General features: G+C 56.4%; 15 protein-coding genes. 6 read left to right on the top strand and 9 right to left on the bottom strand.

Features of this window, described 5'->3' with window-relative positions; all coding sequences use genetic code 11:
- Nucleotides 1-4 precede the first annotated feature (4 nt).
- From ETAA8_RS12795 to ETAA8_RS12810, 4 genes are all read right to left on the bottom strand, one after another.
- The gene (locus ETAA8_RS12795; RefSeq protein WP_145088517.1) at nt 5-577 is read right to left on the bottom strand and encodes a hypothetical protein; all 573 of its coding nucleotides are present in this window, start codon (nt 575-577) and stop codon (nt 5-7) included.
- 127 nt (nt 578-704) lie between these two features.
- Nucleotides 705-1475, bottom strand: a complete 771-nt coding sequence (locus ETAA8_RS12800) for an ExbD/TolR family protein (RefSeq protein ID WP_145088519.1) — start codon at nt 1473-1475, stop codon at nt 705-707.
- Nucleotides 1472-1960, bottom strand: coding sequence for an ExbD/TolR family protein (locus tag ETAA8_RS12805; protein WP_145088521.1), 489 nt, complete (start codon nt 1958-1960; stop codon nt 1472-1474). Before ETAA8_RS12805 ends, ETAA8_RS12800 begins: the two co-directional genes overlap by 4 nt.
- A 50-nt stretch (nt 1961-2010) precedes the next feature.
- Nucleotides 2011-2652 carry a MotA/TolQ/ExbB proton channel family protein gene (locus tag ETAA8_RS12810; RefSeq protein WP_145088523.1) on the bottom strand — a complete coding sequence of 214 codons (642 nt, stop codon included), beginning with the start codon at nt 2650-2652 and terminating at the stop codon, nt 2011-2013.
- Nucleotides 2653-3136: 484 nt separating this feature from the next.
- Between ETAA8_RS12810 and ETAA8_RS12815 the strand changes: the two genes are divergently transcribed.
- Entirely contained in the window at nt 3137-4126 is a 990-nt protein-coding gene (locus ETAA8_RS12815) for a sensor histidine kinase (RefSeq protein WP_202921797.1), read from the top strand.
- Nucleotides 4127-4193: 67 nt separating this feature from the next.
- Here the strand turns inward: ETAA8_RS12815 and ETAA8_RS12820 are convergent, their stop codons facing one another.
- Both ETAA8_RS12820 and ETAA8_RS12825 read right to left on the bottom strand, forming a co-directional pair.
- Entirely contained in the window at nt 4194-4622 is a 429-nt protein-coding gene (locus ETAA8_RS12820) for a Dabb family protein (protein WP_202921798.1), read from the bottom strand.
- 128 nt (nt 4623-4750) lie between these two features.
- On the bottom strand, nt 4751-5263 hold the full coding sequence (locus ETAA8_RS12825; protein ID WP_145088530.1) for a hypothetical protein: 513 nt from the start codon (nt 5261-5263) through the stop codon (nt 4751-4753).
- A gap of 1045 nt (nt 5264-6308) precedes the next feature.
- Between ETAA8_RS12825 and guaB the strand changes: the two genes are divergently transcribed.
- Both guaB and ETAA8_RS12835 read left to right on the top strand, forming a co-directional pair.
- Nucleotides 6309-7793, top strand: a complete 1485-nt coding sequence (gene guaB, locus ETAA8_RS12830; protein ID WP_145088532.1) for an IMP dehydrogenase — start codon at nt 6309-6311, stop codon at nt 7791-7793.
- A gap of 46 nt (nt 7794-7839) precedes the next feature.
- The gene (locus ETAA8_RS12835) at nt 7840-9333 is read left to right on the top strand and encodes a hypothetical protein (RefSeq protein WP_145088534.1); all 1494 of its coding nucleotides are present in this window, start codon (nt 7840-7842) and stop codon (nt 9331-9333) included.
- Between the two features lie 231 nt (nt 9334-9564).
- Here the strand turns inward: ETAA8_RS12835 and ETAA8_RS12840 are convergent, their stop codons facing one another.
- Entirely contained in the window at nt 9565-10812 is a 1248-nt protein-coding gene (locus tag ETAA8_RS12840; protein WP_145088536.1) for an alpha/beta hydrolase family protein, read from the bottom strand.
- Between the two features lie 210 nt (nt 10813-11022).
- Here ETAA8_RS12840 and ETAA8_RS12845 point away from each other — a divergent pair, with 210 nt between their 5' ends.
- The 3 genes from ETAA8_RS12845 to ETAA8_RS12855 all read left to right on the top strand — a co-directional run bounded on the left by ETAA8_RS12845 (nt 11023) and on the right by ETAA8_RS12855 (nt 14541).
- Entirely contained in the window at nt 11023-11940 is a 918-nt protein-coding gene (locus ETAA8_RS12845) for a hypothetical protein (RefSeq protein WP_145088538.1), read from the top strand.
- Between the two features lie 15 nt (nt 11941-11955).
- Nucleotides 11956-12738, top strand: a complete 783-nt coding sequence (locus tag ETAA8_RS12850; protein WP_145088540.1) for a YkgJ family cysteine cluster protein — start codon at nt 11956-11958, stop codon at nt 12736-12738.
- Between the two features lie 99 nt (nt 12739-12837).
- A complete protein-coding gene (locus ETAA8_RS12855) occupies nt 12838-14541 on the top strand; it encodes an ABC1 kinase family protein (protein WP_145088542.1) in 1704 nt (567 codons plus the stop codon).
- A 128-nt stretch (nt 14542-14669) separates the two neighbouring features.
- Here ETAA8_RS12855 and ETAA8_RS12860 read toward each other — a convergent pair whose 3' ends face one another.
- Both ETAA8_RS12860 and ETAA8_RS12865 read right to left on the bottom strand, forming a co-directional pair.
- Nucleotides 14670-15374: a 3-keto-disaccharide hydrolase gene (locus tag ETAA8_RS12860; protein ID WP_145088544.1), complete on the bottom strand. Its 705-nt coding sequence runs from the start codon at nt 15372-15374 to the stop codon at nt 14670-14672.
- A 97-nt stretch (nt 15375-15471) separates the two neighbouring features.
- The gene (locus tag ETAA8_RS12865) at nt 15472-15888 is read right to left on the bottom strand and encodes a hypothetical protein (RefSeq protein WP_145088546.1); all 417 of its coding nucleotides are present in this window, start codon (nt 15886-15888) and stop codon (nt 15472-15474) included.
- Nucleotides 15889-16018: the final 130 nt, after the last annotated feature.

A 16018-nucleotide genomic window follows, 5' to 3' on the forward strand; every position in this document is an offset into this window, starting at 1 on the left:
TCCCCTATCTATGCTCGGGCGGATTGGCGGCAGCTTGCCTGTGTGCCGCCGTGAAGAACTCCTTCACTTCGGGATGATCTTCGGGGTATTGCTGAATCTGTTGAGTTTGAGTCGGGAACTTGTTGACGTCGATCTTCAATTGCTTGACTTGTGGTTTGTCATCCTGCGTTGAGATCAAGAACAGCGAACCATCTTTTGAGTCGAATGTCTGGCCTTCAATGGTGATTGTCGCATCGGTACCGTTCTTTGTTTCGCAGCGAAACTTCGCCAGAGGCTGCCCCGCCTCAAGCAGTTCCCCTTCGGCAGACGCTCCGGTTGCACTACCCGAGCCATGACTTTTGCCGCTTGACCGATCGCCCCAGAAAACAAGCTTCACTCCCTGCGGCGGACCATGCTTGAGCGTCACCACATTGACGGTTCCTTCGTGAATGCCAGGGACTGGGTCCGCAGTGGTTGTCACCCAAGTAACCGCGCCAGTGGAGACGCCGTTGGCCGATGTTTTTAGGCAACCGGTCAGGGTGATGAGTAGCAACAGGAAATTGGCAAAGAACGAAAACTGTTTCAAGCGGTTCAACATCGCAGATCTCAGAGTTGGTGCGAGAGGCAGGGCCACGACCATGAGCAGTCACCGTGTATTCGCAGCACCTGGGCAACTCTTGGCAAGAGCTGCGTCGCTCGGGCCAAAAACGTACGAAAACGCAGCTTCAGTCGGCGTCGGTATCGTCTTGCACGAGCAGGCTGATGCTCCCCACGCCCGCAGCTGCGCCAGCATCGAAGACGCGGACTGCGGTGCCGTGGTTGGCATCGGCATTGCCAATGACGACCAGCGAAAGAGGCGTTCCTCCGGCGCTGCTAACCGCAGTGCGAATCTTGGTTCGCAGGTCGTGATCGCTATAGACTTCTTCGTCATCGACCAGGATCGAATTGTCGTCCTGAATCTTGACGATCAGAGTTTCGCTGTCGGTTTGAATTTCGCCAATCGAACGCGAGCCGCGTTTTTCGGTCGCTGATTGGGGCGTCGGCAAGTCCATCACAGCTTGCAGGGAGGTGAGCGAAGTCGTGAGAAAAAAGATCAACAAGAAAAACACGATATCGACCATCGCGGTCATGTCGATCAAATCTTCGTGCTGCGCACTCTTCGATGAAACCAAGGGCGCCATTTCCTCGTCATCGTCGTAGTAATCATCATCGTGCGAATCGTGCTCGGCGGTGGGGACGATTGCCGGGGGTGGCGTTCCTTTCCACTGTGGGCGATCTACGGCCGCTGCTGGTGAAGTTGAACCGGCCGTGCCTAGAGGAGCGGGCACAGGTGGCAGCAGCGATGACTCGGCCAGCGTAGTGTCAGCAGTGCCGGGCGCATTGGGCACGGTGACCGCGGCAGCACATTGCGGACAGCGGGCACGGCGGCCGGCAAACTTGTCGGTGGTTTTGATTTCGCGATTGCACGCGGGGCAGTGAAAGACGATGACGCTCATTCGGCCGTCTCCTGCGATTCCATCACGGCAATGTGCAGCGTGACCCCTTCCGCGCTGGCAGCAGTCGCCAGGCGGTGAATCTCGCGCAGGCGAATTCCCTGTTGCGCGCGGAGCAAGACCTTTTTCTTGTTTTGCGAAACAGCCACTTCCACGGCCTTGGCGATGGCTGCTTCCTGGGCCACGGGATCGCGAATAGCTTCGCCTCCTGCCGATTCCAACTCCACGGTTACAAAGTTGGGGTCGGGGCTCTCGAGCACGGTGATCTGAATGGCTTCATCCATGTTCAAGGGCGCGGCATGCACGGCCTGGGGTAGATTGGCGATATCTCCCATGGCAGTGGTGATGAACGTCACCATGAAATAGATGTTCATCATGAACACCAGGTCGATCATGGCGGTGATGTCGAATTCAGCATCGTCGTGCTTTTTTTGCGAAGACAGCAGTCCCGCACTAAAAGGCCCCGACGATAAATTCGAACCACTCATTTCGCGCTCAATTCAACCGGGCCACTGGGTCGCAACTCGCTAAGTGAAGATCAGGCGGCACGGACGCGCTGATGCTTGAAATGTTCGAGCACTCGCAACATGCTCGACGACACTCCGTCCTGCAATTTCTTCAGCCGATTGTTGATCGAGGCCAGCAAGAAGTTAAACGGAATGGCGGTGAGCAGCCCCAGGGCCGTGCAAATGAGGGCGATGGAGATATCGCGGGCAATGTCGTGCGGTTCGACCTTGGCTCCAGAGCCGATGGTGCTGAACGCCGCCATCATCCCCATCACCGTGCCGAACAATCCCAACAGCGGACCGCTCTTGATGGTCACTGCGATCCAACCCGTGCGGAATTCGAATTCAGCCAGAATGTCTTGGGTCAGCATCTCGGTGACAATTTGCCGCTGCGGTTCAAAACCGTAAGAGCGACTGACGATGGCCGCATGAGCCAGCTGAGGAAACGCGCGGACGTCGCCATCGCACATTTCGGCAGCAGCGTCGTACTGTTTGTCGCGCAACTTATTCATGACCTCGTCGGTGAACTCGTTCAACTGCTGCCGATTTTTAAAGGCCAGTTGCGACAGGCGGCGGAAGGCGATGATGACGCAGTACAGCCCCCAGAAAAAGTTGAGGGTCAGCAGCAAGTAGCAAGCTTTGTCGACGACCCCGGCAATTGCACTGATATTCATAGCGTGTCCACGAAGAGAAGATCGACGACATCCGCCAGCCAGTCAGCGGAGCTTCGGGCCATTCTAGTTGCTGGCAACGAGAAATGGGATAAGGCGACAAGCCCTTGTAGTAGTTGGTCCACGACCTGTGTCGAGCTTCCGGATTTGGATCAAAGCTCGCAATTGCGCGGGCAAACTGCGAAATAAACAACTAGCAGTTTAACGGCTGTCCACGCAAAACGTGCCGGGTGCGTCAGTGCAGTGTGGTACACTGATTTTCCGGAAATTTGGCCGTTGGATGATCGGCCGCGGTTCCATTGAGGTTGTGCGGCCAGGCTTCGCCCCGCATTTTCGCAGCGTCCAAAGGGACAACACAATCAACGATTTGAAAAAACTTGCCGATTTGATCGAACTGCAGAGCGAAGACTTGCTGTCCAAGTGGCGACACCAGGTGCGGCAGCTTCCCTCGGCAGAGACATTGGATGTCCCGACACTGAATGATCACATGCCGCTTCTCCTCCAAGAGATCTGCAAATCGTTTCGTGCCTCGTCGGATCAATCGATTGCCGAAGCACTCCGCGACGGGAGTGCCTTCGCGCATGGACTGCAGCGTGTTCAAGATGCGTTTGACATCGAAGAGGTAGTGGCCGAGTACAACATTTTGCGCTGCTGCATCCACGATGTGGCTGAAGAGAACGGGCTGAACCTGCAAGGCATTCCGTTCCGCATTATCAACCGCGTGCTGGATCAGGCGATTGGGGTTGCCCTGCAGACCTATTCCACCGAACGAGCGGCGGAGGTTTTGAAACGCCGTGAAGAATATCTGGCCTTTGTCGCCCACGATCTGCGCACGCCGCTCAATGCCATCTCACTAGCCGGACGAATTTTAGAGGTGTCGCAGTCAGGACAGGAGGCCAGTGAAGAATCAGTCCAGGTCCTCAAGGCCTTGCGCCGAAGTGTCAAACAGCTGGAAGGGATGGTCGACAAGATCCTGGAGGAGAACGCCAATCTTCAGACCGAGTTGGGGGTTAAGCTCGAACGGAGAGAGTTCGATCTATGGCCGCTGGTAGAAGGCCTGATTCACGACCTGCATCCAGTTGCTGGCACTTCTAGTACGAAGCTGGTGAACAAGATTCCCGGCGACCTTGTCGTCTACGCGGATGCTGGCCTCCTCCGGCGAGTCTTTCAAAATCTCATTGCCAACGCCATCAAGTACACTCCCCGCGGCCAGATTGTCATCGATGCGCGCGAGGCGACGGATGGTAAATCCATCGAATGCTCTGTGACCGACAATGGCACGGGCATTCCGCCAGAGCTAATCGACAAAGTCTTCGAAAAAGGCGAAACCGATCCGCACAATGTGGGCGGACTTGGTCTCGGACTGGCGATCGTGAAGACTTTTATTGAAGCGCACGAGGGGAACATCAACGTCTCCAGCGGACAAACAGCGGGCACGGTGTTCGTGTTCACCTTGCCTGGCAAGGCTGCCTCGTAAGCCTGTTTGATTGTTCTCTAGCTTAGCCACGTGCTCGGCCAAGTGGTGTGCGATTCCGTCTGCGGCTTTACTCAAAGTCGTAGGCAACGATCTTCTCGAAATACTTCGCGTACTTTTTCTTTAGCTCGTTGTGCCGTTGGTCGTTGCCGTACTCGGCCATGCCATCGAAGTTGTCGAACGTAAGCACGATGCCCACGTGGTAGGCATTTTTCGGGTCGATCATGTATTCTCGCGGCGTAGCCTTAGTGGCCGGTTTGCCGATGCGAAACGTGCGAACCGATTCGATTTCGCCAAAGCACTTTTCGGCCTCGGCCACGAACGCAGCTACTGTCCCCATGGGAGCATCGGCTTTGAAGGTGTAGAGGGCCACATGCACAAAGGGCCCTGCAATCGGTTTGGTAGCTGGCTTTGAACTGGTGGCCTCGTCCGCCATGGTTCGCGCTGAGATAGTAAGCAATCCACAAAGCATGGTGAGAAGTAAGAGTCGATGGTTCATGGCCATGCTCCGCGAAAAGATTGCCCTGAAAAAGACGAGTGGGTTGACGTTGCGTCAGTATAGCCCTGCGAGTAACAGGTCGCAAAGCCGCGGAGGCGGTCGTAATCTGCCCGCAGTTCCAGCGAAGGTTAGACCCCGAAGTGGTAGATATAGAGCCGACCATTGGCCGCGCGAACTTGCGCGGCGTAGTTGGCCAGTTGTTGCAAGACGCTGACGATGGGATCGCGAGCCAGGTGGAGTGGCTCGTAACCTCCTTCCAACTGCAGCGAGTCATAAACGGCTGTTAATTTGGCTTCAGGATTCATTGGCGCATTTTGTTCGGGGCCCCAGCCAAAGCAACCCGTAAGTTGCAGTGTTGATGGCCCGCAGGCGAAAAGTTTTGACCAGGCGCCAAACACTCGTTCTGCGATTTCGGCTCCCTCGTACTCGATGATCGTCATTCCCCACATGTTGAGACCAACCTGCCGCGATTGCAGAGCAGGATTGAACGTCGGGATCCAGGCCAGAGTGTCGCTCAGATAGCGGACGAGATCATCGTGCAAATGGATCGCCCGCGGATCATGAAAGAAACAATGGCCTGTTGCCGATGGTTCACCGTCGACTTCGCAATCGAGCAGCAGAAAGTCGTGATCAAGGCTCATGTAATAACTTGCACGTGGCAAGCTGCGTTTGGGACCTGTGAAGCGCTGGACGCCAATTCTGAGTGAGTGGCACTCTGCCGTAAACCGTAGTCGCGATTCTTGAGAATCTAGTGACCAAACGTGTCAATGAAGTGCTGTAAAAATGTATTGGACGTTTGTCGAAGGTCGGGAGCGGTGCGCGCGGAGGTTTGACGAACTTACGAGTTGGCTGGTAGCAGCTTGGGCGTGAAGCAATCAACTTACTGACTTTGACTACCGCAATTATGCGGTAGTCGTGAGTATGTGTAAAGTAAGTGTTGCGAACTGGTGTTTTTGTAAATTGAACGCGACCGTGACCAAACGTGTCAAAGCCCGCGCATCGAGTGAAGGGGGATTGTGCGCGCGGAGGTTATGGGTGCGGAAGGGAGAAGTGTTCGGTGCGAGTGAAGAAGTGGTTTCGTAGTGGAAACTGGAAATAAATTGGAGAGTGAGAGGTCGGTCGGTGGAGGGTGGCGAATTTCCCCTTGCGAGGTTGAATTCGCAAGTGGAAACAGGAAATTTCTTGGTTGGTTGCGGGGCGAAATCATTCATTCATTTTGGAAACAGGAAATTGCCTAGATTCTGAATAAGTGATTTCGAATAGCTTCGGAAGTGGTTGATTTGTGGGTGGTTACATGCATCGCGGTGGCGAGTTTGGCGATCAGAGGAAATTGGAATAACGGAAATTTCCTGGGTAGTCGGAGGCGGGATCGGGCGAGGAAATCTGGAAACTGGAAATGGGTGCGGAAAGGTGGTTAAGGGCAGGAGCGGTAAGGCGTGTAGTTCAGTTTGTAGTTCAATCACAGAGTGACTGAACCCGTAGCTCAGTCACTCCGTGACTGAGAAGAATCGAGTCATGGAATGTCTTGTCTACGGGGGTGGGAAACCGGGTCGTGGAATGGGGAGGCGGTTGTGAGGGCGGGCAAAGCGCGGCATAATTCGGGGTTTACTATTTTCGCAGGACTGCCCAACTGGCGATGTCGTTGACAGCACCGGTCGGCAGTCAGTTTGAGGGAGGGGAATCGCGATGGACGACCGCATCGGACGGATGGGCATTACTTTTGACGATGTGCTGCTGGAGCCACGCTACAGCGACGCCGTGCCTGCCGATGTCAACGTCTCGACGATGCTCACCAAGCGGATCACGCTCCATATTCCCCTCCTTAGCTCGCCGATGGACACCGTCACCGAGCATCAGATGGCCATCGCCCTCGCCAAAGAGGGCGGCCTCGGCATCATTCATAAGAATCTGTCGATCGAACAGCAACAAGAAGAAGTCATCAAGGTCAAACGCTCGGCCAACGGCATCATTCTCGACCCCGTCACGCTGAGGCCCGAAGCTCCGGTCAGCCAGGCTCAGGAGTTGATGAAGCAGAAGAACGTCAGCGGTTTCCCCATTACAGATGAACGGGGCAAGCTGGTGGGAATTTTGACTCGGCGGGATCTGCGGTTTTTGGAGAATCGCGAGCAGCCCATTAGCGAGGTAATGACCGCCACTAATCTGGTGACAGCAAAGGGGACCGTAACGCTTGAGGAAGCTGAGCAGATTTTAACGGCAAAAAAGGTCGAGAAGCTGCTGCTGGTTGACGATACATATTGCCTAACCGGCATGATTACCATTCGCGACATCGACATGATGAAGCGCTTCCCAAATGCCTGCAAAGACAAACTGGGAAGACTGCGGGTGGGTGCTGCGGTGGGAGTGTTCGACTTCGAACGTGCTCAGACCCTGATTCAAGCAGGCGTCGATGTGCTAGTGGTCGACAGTGCTCACGGGCATAGCCTGAATGTGATCGAGTCGGTTAAGGAAATTAAGAAGCGTTGGGACATTGATGTCGTCGCGGGGAACGTGGCAACCCGCGAAGGCTGCAGAGACTTGATCGCCGCTGGTGCTGACGCCGTGAAGGTGGGCATCGGACCGGGATCGATCTGCACGACGCGCGTGATCAGCGGAGTGGGCGTTCCGCAGATTACGGCCATTATGGAAGCAGCCCAAGTTGCCAAGAGCAGCGGAACTCCCATCATCGCCGATGGTGGAATTCGCTTCTCCGGAGACATCACGAAAGCGATTGCCGCCGGTGCTCACGTAGCGATGATCGGCGGATTGTTTGCAGGCCTGGCCGAAAGTCCGGGCAAGACCATCCTGTTCCAAGGACGAACCTTTAAGGCCTATCGAGGCATGGGTTCGATGGGCGCGATGGTGAAGGGTTCGAGCGAGCGATATCGCCAGTCTGGTGCCAACGGTGGCACCGGCAAGCTGGTGCCCGAAGGAGTCGAAGGACGCGTTCCATTTAAGGGAGCGCTCAGCGACTTCGTGTATCAGATTGTCGGCGGGCTGCGGGCCGGCATGGGATATTGCGGAACGAAGACGATTGAAGAATTGCGAACGGAAGCGCGGTTCATCCAGGTCTCGGCGGCGAGCGTACGAGAAAGTCACCCCCATGATATTGCCATCACGCAGGAAGCACCCAACTACAGCCCGGACTATTCGTCCGGCAAAGAGACGGACTAGTCTCCTGCTGGCCAGCTGCGCGCTGGCCGCGGGAAGCTTCTTCGCCTTGCTGCCCGAGCTGCTAGTTGCTCAAGACAATTATCAAGCACCGATTTCCGCAGATGCCAAGCCACTGCGGGTGGAAGGCAGCGCTGAAGCGCCGCTTCGCTGGAAAGCTCGGCCAATCGCCAGTCTGAACCAAACCCAACATGCGGCCGGCACTGGTCCGATCACCAGAAGTGCCATTGGCAGCGGAGTCGTACAAGCCAGTCACACGAGCGAAGCGCAGCCTGCTGGTGCTCCCGCCGGTGCCTGGAACAAGATGCGGATCGATTCGTACGTGACGCCGGTGCAACACTCTACGGCCGTCGATCCATTTCGCGATCCCTTCAACGATCGCCACGCCACTCGCAAGGCGTCGGCTTTGCAGCTGCAAGGTGCCGAGCAGACAGTGAGCCAACCAGGCTTCTTGCAGCCACCGGGCAGCGGTGGCTTAGGTGGCACGGGCAATCCGAACGCCCCAGGCGCGAACCCGAACGCGCCAAGTGCGAATCCTGCTGGACCAACACCGGGCTTCAGTCCGTTTCAACCTGTCCCTTCGCCCGCACCGGCTCCAACTCCAGACCCGAACAATCTGCGGCCGATGACCGATCCCGGCATCGTACCCCAGGAAGCTCCGCAACCGTTGACGCCGCCGGCGTTCAATCCGAATCAACTCGCGCCCGAAGCTGACAGAAGCAACCCTGCTCCGCTGAATCGCGCGGTGCCGTATGGCGCCCGGCCACAAATGGTCGAAGGGCAGCCTTGCGAAAAGCGGACCTACGACGAACTCAACTGTTGCGATGCCGACAGCAATTGCCGCAGCTTTGTTAACGGCTTGTTGCGCGATCGGTTGAATACGATTTCGCTCGACATTACCCCGCGCTTCATGCCCGACAAGGACCTGCAAGAAGATCAACAACAGCGCGAAGCGCGCATGGTCCTCAGCGGAACCCGCGAGTGGCACGACCGTCGCGTGCGGTTCGAAGAACGTGAAAACTATGAACCGCTGGCCAAGGGACAACTGCTGGACCTGCAACGTGGCCGGGCAATCATCGGCAATGAAGCTGGCGAAGTGGTGGCCCGCGTGCCGCTGACCGACCTGAGCGAAGACGACTTGTGCTTCATCAGTGGTTGGTGGAAGTTGCCGGCCGAGTGCGCGATCGCCAGCAATCAACAGATCGACAACTACAGCCGTGGCTGGATGCCGTCGACGCTCAACTGGCATGCTTCGGCCCTGTGCCACAAGCCGCTGTACTTCGAACAAGTGCAGCACGAACGTTATGGCCACTCGGCTGGACCGTTCCGCCAACCTTGGATCGACGGAGCCCACTTCTTTGGCAGCTTCCTGTTGTTGCCTTACCAGATGGCTCTCGACGCTCCTTGGGAATGCGAATACGCCTTGGGTTACTATCGCCCGGGCAGCTGTGCTCCTTACCAAATCCCTCCCTTCCCTTTCAGCCCACGGGCTGCGATGGCTCAGGCCGGGTTTGTGGTCGGTGGCATCTACATCATCCCGTAGTGCCAGGTTCACTCCGATGTAGTGTGGGCTTCGGCCCACACTCTTGGACGATCAACGTGGGTTAAAGTCCACGCTACGAAGAGCGACGAACAAAGACTGATGAACGAAGAAATGTAAGCCTCCCACTAGCGAATTCTCCGATTTCGCGGGAGCGATTGGCCGTCCTGACGGCGAGCACTCAACTGCTCGCCGTTTGGCGTTTCTTGGACGCGACGATGCGGTGGTTTGCTGCTATCTTCCCGCTCGCTGCTTGATCCACTCAATCCCGGCGGGGATGCCCTCTTCGATCATTGCATCGTAGTGATCTCCTTCTTCGACCGTATAGACCGTGACTTGGGCATTGGTCTTTTGCAGCAAGGCCGCGAAGTCACGGGTCTTTTGCACGTCGACGACGGAATCGTCTTCGGCCGAGAAGAGCAGCACGGGGCAATGAATTCGCTCGGCGTGCGTCGTGGGCGAGCTTTGATGCAGAAAGTCGATAAGACCCGGGAACTTCGGCTTCATTCTCAAAATCGTCCCGTAGGGATGAAAGCCAGCGACATCGGCACAAGGGGCATAGGCGACGCAACCTGCCACGCGCGGTTCGTGCGCGGCAAACAGGAGCGCGGCTGCACCCGCGGAACTATGTCCCGCCGTGTAAATCTGCTGTGGATTGATTTGGGGGATCCTAGCGAGGATGTATTCAAAGGCGTTCCTCGCATTCACCATGCCCGCGCACGAGGCTTTGAATTGGTTGTAGGCTACGGTGAGTTGTTCGTCTGACTTCACTTCCGCTCCGCCATCCATTTCATAGACGACGACTGCGAACCCCGCCTGAACGTAAGGGAGGTGTTCGGCACCAGCTGAAATATCCTCAATCGGTCCGAAGTTAGCACCTTGCAGCAGGTTAGTCCCAGCCACGGTAATCAGCACGGCAGGCAAGGTTCTCGGCGCATGTTCGCCGAGCGGCAGATAGACGCAGATTTTTCCGCTGTGGCCAGGCGTCGAGCTATTCTCGCCAACGGAAACGGCACTGAAGTTGGCCTCGCCCTGAAACGGATTGGGAATGGCAAAGCTACGTTTCCTGAAGGTGTCAATAACGATGCGTGTGCCAATCGTCTTGGGCTTGGGATGGACATGAAACTTCTTCTTGGGGGGCGGCAGAGTGAGCAGCGTGGGGATGGGTACCAGCGAAAGATCGAAAAGTTGAGACGCTGCCGAGGAAGGCTTTTGGGGCTGAGCCAGGTAAACGAGGCCACCGCAACACGACACGAACATCAGCCCAAGCAAACTGCCAATCACTCCCAGAATAATCAGTAGCGTCTTCAATCCACTGCCGGCGTGTTTGGGGCGCTGTGGCGGATAGCTCTGACTGGGAAAGTTCTGTCCGGTGTAGTTTTGCTGCGGATATTGTTGACCCTGATAGCCACCATAGCCGTCTGCTTGCGGTGCGAAGGGATTGGGCTGCGGAAAGCGAGGATCGTAATTGCCTTGCGACATGCGAACGTTCCAGCCCGAAGATGTTCAAAGAGATGTTAGTAGAGTTTTACTCGCTCCTCGTGTGAATCGCCAATGTGACAGCTGAGAAGTCAAAACGGATTCGGTAGAAAGTCATTTGCACTCCGATCACCGACTTGCCAGAATGCCTTGCAACTTGCCCTGCAGCGAATCCAACCGATCTCCCGCCTCTCTTGTTTGGAGCCAATTCTCATGCCTGTTCAGCCTGCCCTGCGACTTATGTTTGGCTGCGTTCTCTTCGTTGCGGTTTGCTCGTTCACCATCGCAACGGCACAAGATGCTGCGAGAAGTAAGAAAGAAGTCGCTGCGACTGATGCCACGGTGAAGGGAGCCAAGGTCTTTTCGATCGGCCACAGCTTTCACGTCTTCATGCCGGGGATCTTGACCGATATTGCCAAAGCAGCCGATGTGAAGGAGCACATGCACCTGGGCACGTCGGGCATTGGCGGCTCGCGCGTCATTCAGCATTGGGACGTGGCCGATGACAAGTTCAAGGTGAAAGCCAATCTGAAAGAAGGAAAGGTCGATGTCCTCACCATCGCACCAATTTTCCTGCCCGATCCTGGCATTGAGAATTTCGCGACTCTCGCCTTCGAGAATAACCCCAACATTCGCATCACGCTGCAAGAGAATTGGCTCCCCTACGATGCGTATACTCCGCCAGCCCTGAAGCGCGTCGCCACTGTCGACCACAATGCAATCAAAATTGAAGATCTGCGCAAGCAGCAGAATGAATATCTGGTGTCCCTCACCGAGCATGTCGATCAGCTGAATAAGAAATTCGGCAAGCAAGTGATTGTGATTGTGCCGGTCGGTCAGGCGGTCGCGAACTTGCGAGAGAAGATCGTGAAGGGAGAAGCTCCTGGCCTGAAAGAGCAGGGTGATCTGTTCACCGATGCCATTGGCCACGCCAAGCCGCCGTTGATGGCGCTCGTCGGCTATGTGCATTACGCGACCACCTATCAGAAGAGCCCCGTTGGTTTGCCGACGCCAGCTGTCCTCGGAGCAGGCAAGAATGCTGCTTACAGTCCGGAACTGGTGAAGCTGTTGCAAGAGTTAGCCTGGCAAGCCGTGACGGAGTGCCCGGCAAGTGGTGTCAAAGTGAAATAAGAAGTAAATGCAGCCATGACCACTGAAACAGCCAACATTCATTTCGAAGTTCACGGCCAGCAGCACATGCTGCCGGTCGAGTTTGAATTGGGCGAGCAGCCTTTGCGGGCCATTCTTCCCGTTGCTCGGCAATTGGCCGAACGTTTGACCACTTTGGCAATCGAACAAGTCGAAGCGGAAGGGAAGTCGATCAGTTGCCGTGCGGGATGCGGCGCTTGTTGCCGGCAATTGGTCGTCATTACCTTGACCGAAGCAGAGGTGTTGGCAGACGTTGTGGCGGCGCTTCCTGCCGAGCAGCAAGCGGCGATGCGCGCTAAGTTCGCGGCTGGCATCAAGCAACTGGAATCCGCGGGCATGCTCGACCCTGCCGAAGAGCCCGGGACGCGATCATTCTTAAGCGACGTGGCGGATCAGTTCGCCTTAGCCGTCGCCGATGTCGGCCGCCGCTACTTTTCCCAGCAAATTGCCTGTCCGTTTCTCGTCAACGAAAGCTGCGGAGTGTATGCCGAGCGGCCGCTTGTCTGCCGCGAATATCATGTAACCTCGCCAGCCGCTGATTGCTCGAATCTCTATCAAATTGGAGTCGATCGCGTGACCAGCGATGTGAATATGGGGGGCTACGTGACACGTACGTTGCATCAGTTGGCGGACCAGCCGATGCAAATGATTCCACTGATTCTGGCCCTGGAATGGGCGGCGTCGCGATCGGCACGGCAAGCGCGAACGATCGATGGCCTCACACTCGTGCAAGCCCTTGTAACCGAAATCGGCAAAGGCCCGCAACTGCCTGGGAACTGAAAGTCCCCTGCCCTGCTCCTTTACAAGTAATTAGTCTGGAAGGGAGCTGTTTTCGGTTGCGCTTACTTTTGCCTGCTGCTACTTACTCCTGCTGCCTCCATGCGACTTACGTCGATACCCCAGATCTATCGCAACGTCCGCCGTGGTACGGAAATTATTTCCGTGCTCAGCAAGTATGGACTGGCCGATTGGTTGAGTCGTACGAATATCGACTTTGCCAAGGATCGCCTGCTCGATCGCGATGGGGATTCGCTGGCCCGCCTCACGCGCGAGGCTCGCATTCGCCTGGCGCTGACGGAACTTGGTCCCACCTTCATCAAGCTGGGGCAACTCCTCAGCACCCGTCCCGACCTGGTGGGAAAAGAACTGGCCAATGAACTGCAGTTGCTACAGTCGTCGACGCCCGCCGACCCGCCAGAAACCGTGCGAAAGTTAGTCGAGACGGAGTTAGGCCAACCGCTCGAAGAACTGTTCGCGGAATTCAGTCTCACGCCCATCGCTTCGGCCTCCATCGGCCAGGTGCATCAAGCGCGGCTGCTCACCGGCGAACGAGTTGTGGTGAAAGTGCAGCACGCCGGCATCGAACAAGTTGTGAACGAAGACTTGGATGTCCTTGCTGGACTGGCTCAATTGGCCGAAAGCCTGAGCGAGTTCAAGCCCTACCGACCTGTAGCCAACGTGGCCGAGATGGGGCGCACGCTTCGGCGCGAACTCGACTTTGGTCGTGAAGAGCGCAACCTGCAACAGTTCGCAACACTGTTTTGCGACGACGACACCGTCTGCATTCCGCGCGCTTTCACCGACCTCTGCACGCAGCGGGTGTTGACCATGGACATGGTCGATGGTCTGCCGCTGAGCCATACCGGCCTCATCGACAGTGCGGGGATCGATCGTGAAGAAGTCGCCCGCCGTGGTGGGCAGATCTATCTGCAGATGATCTTCACGCATGGCTTTTATCATGCCGATCCGCACCCGGGAAACATCCTGTTGTTGCCCGGCAATGTCATCGCCCTCATCGATTTTGGCATGGTTGGGCGCATTGACGAGCGACTGCGAGAAGACATCGAAGAAATGCTGCTATCGATTGTCAATCACGATGTGCCGATGCTCACGCGACTCATCAAGCGAGTCGGGGCGGTGCCGCTGAACTTGGATGAAGCGGGACTGGCGAACGACGTCGCCGACTTTGTGGGGCACTATTCCACGCAAGCGCTCGACCAATTCGATCTTAGTGGCGCGCTAACAGACATGGTCGAAATCATTCGCCGCTACCAGATCACTTTACCCACTCAAGTCGCGATGCTCATCAAGGTGCTCGTCACGCTCGAAGGAACGACGAAGCTGCTAAGTGCCAAGTTCAGCTTGATGGAACTGATGCAGCCGATGCAGAAGCGGATGCTATTCCGCCGCCTCTCGCCGGCGCGACAGGCGCGCAAGTTCCGCCGGCTGATCGTCGAGCTCGAACAGTTGGCCGAAGTGCTCCCGCAGAGAGTCATGCAGATTCTGGAGCAGGTGCAGACGGGCAAGTTCGACGTGCATCTCGATCACCGGGGCCTCGGCCCGAGCGTGAATCGACTCGTCCTGGGCATGCTGGCCAGCGCACTCTTTATGGGAAGCAGTTTGATGATGGCGCATCACGTGCCGCCAATCCTGCCCACTATTCCCTTCATCAGTTATTGGCTGGGGTTGACGAACGTTTCCATCCTCGGACTGAGCGGCTGCTCGCTCAGTTTGCTCGTCGGCCTGCGGCTCTTGCGGGCAATCGGCAAGAGCGGGCACTTGGATCAAAAGGTTTCGAAGTGAGTCTCGCAAAGTAGGTCACATCGGCCCGATGTGACCTTGATAGTCAATGTCGCACTGGTCTTCCGTTAGTTCAGGAATCTAGTCAGCTAAGCGGCGGAGGTCACATCCGGCGGATGTGACCTACACTTCTAGTTCAGCTCTTTGACGTAGATGTTGCGGAAGTAGAGCGTATTGCCGTGGTTCTGCAGTTCGATTGGGCCGCGCTCGTAGCAGGGCTTATCGCGTTCCCAGTAGTTCTCGAGCACGGTGTCGGTGACGAGCTTGCCGTTCAGGTGAATGGTCACTTTGTCGCCGACCATCTTGATGTGGAAGGTGTTCCACTCGCCGATCGGATTGTCGGCCTTCACTTTGGGAAAGCGGTCGTTCTTCTGATTGTTCCACAAAGCGCCGGAGCCTTTGTCGCAGCCGTGCTTGAGTTGATTCGGATCGGCTGGATCCCAAATCTGAACCTGCGGAGTGCCGCGCAAATACAAGCCGCTATCGCCATTGGGCTTGATCTTCCAATCGCAGTAAAGCTCGAAATCGCCGTAGTCCTTGACAGTGCACAGGCTCTGGCCTTTTCCATCGAACTCCAGCACACCGTTTTTCACGCTCCAATGCGCATTGGCAATTTTGTCGGCGTCGATCTGCGCCTTGGCAATTTCTTCAGCAGACATCGTCTTGCGGGCTTTGATATTCTTCACCAACCCTTGCCAATTGGTCAGGTCCTTGCCATTAAAGAGCGCCGTGAAACCTTCGGGGGGACTGTTTTGCGGCTTGTCGTCGGCAGCCATCGCGGCCGGAGCAAGTAAGAACGCAGACGCGAGTGACCAGCGCAGTAAGGAAGCATTCATGGAGACAAATCCTTGGGTGGATGGTGAGGAAATAAAAGGGTAGGCAGCAAACGATGGAGACCGCGTGATTCTAAACGACGGCCACTGCTCATGCGACCTACACGCGGGGTTGTGGCAAAGGAGCCAGATCGGGTTCGACGAATCTGGTCTTGCAGTCGTGTTGCTGCCAGATCGCTTTGGAATAGAACAGCCGCAGCAGCGTGCTCGCTAAGAGATGGGGCTGGCGATCGACGAATTCAGAAGACGAGGCCGCAGTTCCTTGTTCGCAGATGGTGGTGTGAACTAAACGAGCCCAGGCTACTGTCATGGTTTCGTTGTATCCCGCGTTGGGATTCTCTGGCACTTCGTTCGCTGCATTCAACCGCTGAATACCCTCGCGAATTTGCTCCAAGGCCTCTGCGAAGGTGTGCTGAGTTAGATAGAGGTAGGCCACGCGCACGTGCAGGCGATGCGTCCACTCCGCGCGCGAAAGGGCCTGCGATTCGAACCGGCGGAGCAAATCGGCGTCGTCCATATTGAGGGCTACTTTCCGCAGGCTTACCTGCTCAGCGGGTTAGACGAACTTTACCCCAAAAGGTTCGCCAGAACTTGGTGAAACCCGCTGTGGAGTCTGTTATGCTCAACGGATCAATCCCGCCCTCTCC

The organism is Anatilimnocola aggregata, assembly GCF_007747655.1.
GTDB classification, from domain to species: domain Bacteria; phylum Planctomycetota; class Planctomycetia; order Pirellulales; family Pirellulaceae; genus Anatilimnocola; species Anatilimnocola aggregata.

Coding starts and splice junctions, on each gene's coding strand:
- ETAA8_RS12795 (WP_145088517.1), bottom strand. CDS start 577: ATGTTGAACCGCTTGAAACAGTTTTCGTTCTTTGCCAATTTCCTGTTG.
- ETAA8_RS12800 (WP_145088519.1), bottom strand. CDS start 1,475: ATGAGCGTCATCGTCTTTCACTGCCCCGCGTGCAATCGCGAAATCAAA.
- ETAA8_RS12805 (WP_145088521.1), bottom strand. CDS start 1,960: ATGAGTGGTTCGAATTTATCGTCGGGGCCTTTTAGTGCGGGACTGCTG.
- ETAA8_RS12810 (WP_145088523.1), bottom strand. CDS start 2,652: ATGAATATCAGTGCAATTGCCGGGGTCGTCGACAAAGCTTGCTACTTG.
- ETAA8_RS12815 (WP_202921797.1), top strand. CDS start 3,137: ATGCCGCTTCTCCTCCAAGAGATCTGCAAATCGTTTCGTGCCTCGTCG.
- ETAA8_RS12820 (WP_202921798.1), bottom strand. CDS start 4,622: ATGAACCATCGACTCTTACTTCTCACCATGCTTTGTGGATTGCTTACT.
- ETAA8_RS12825 (WP_145088530.1), bottom strand. CDS start 5,263: ATGAGCCTTGATCACGACTTTCTGCTGCTCGATTGCGAAGTCGACGGT.
- guaB (WP_145088532.1), top strand. CDS start 6,309: ATGGACGACCGCATCGGACGGATGGGCATTACTTTTGACGATGTGCTG.
- ETAA8_RS12840 (WP_145088536.1), bottom strand. CDS start 10,812: ATGTCGCAAGGCAATTACGATCCTCGCTTTCCGCAGCCCAATCCCTTC.
- ETAA8_RS12845 (WP_145088538.1), top strand. CDS start 11,023: ATGCCTGTTCAGCCTGCCCTGCGACTTATGTTTGGCTGCGTTCTCTTC.
- ETAA8_RS12850 (WP_145088540.1), top strand. CDS start 11,956: ATGACCACTGAAACAGCCAACATTCATTTCGAAGTTCACGGCCAGCAG.
- ETAA8_RS12855 (WP_145088542.1), top strand. CDS start 12,838: ATGCGACTTACGTCGATACCCCAGATCTATCGCAACGTCCGCCGTGGT.
- ETAA8_RS12860 (WP_145088544.1), bottom strand. CDS start 15,374: ATGAATGCTTCCTTACTGCGCTGGTCACTCGCGTCTGCGTTCTTACTT.
- ETAA8_RS12865 (WP_145088546.1), bottom strand. CDS start 15,888: ATGGACGACGCCGATTTGCTCCGCCGGTTCGAATCGCAGGCCCTTTCG.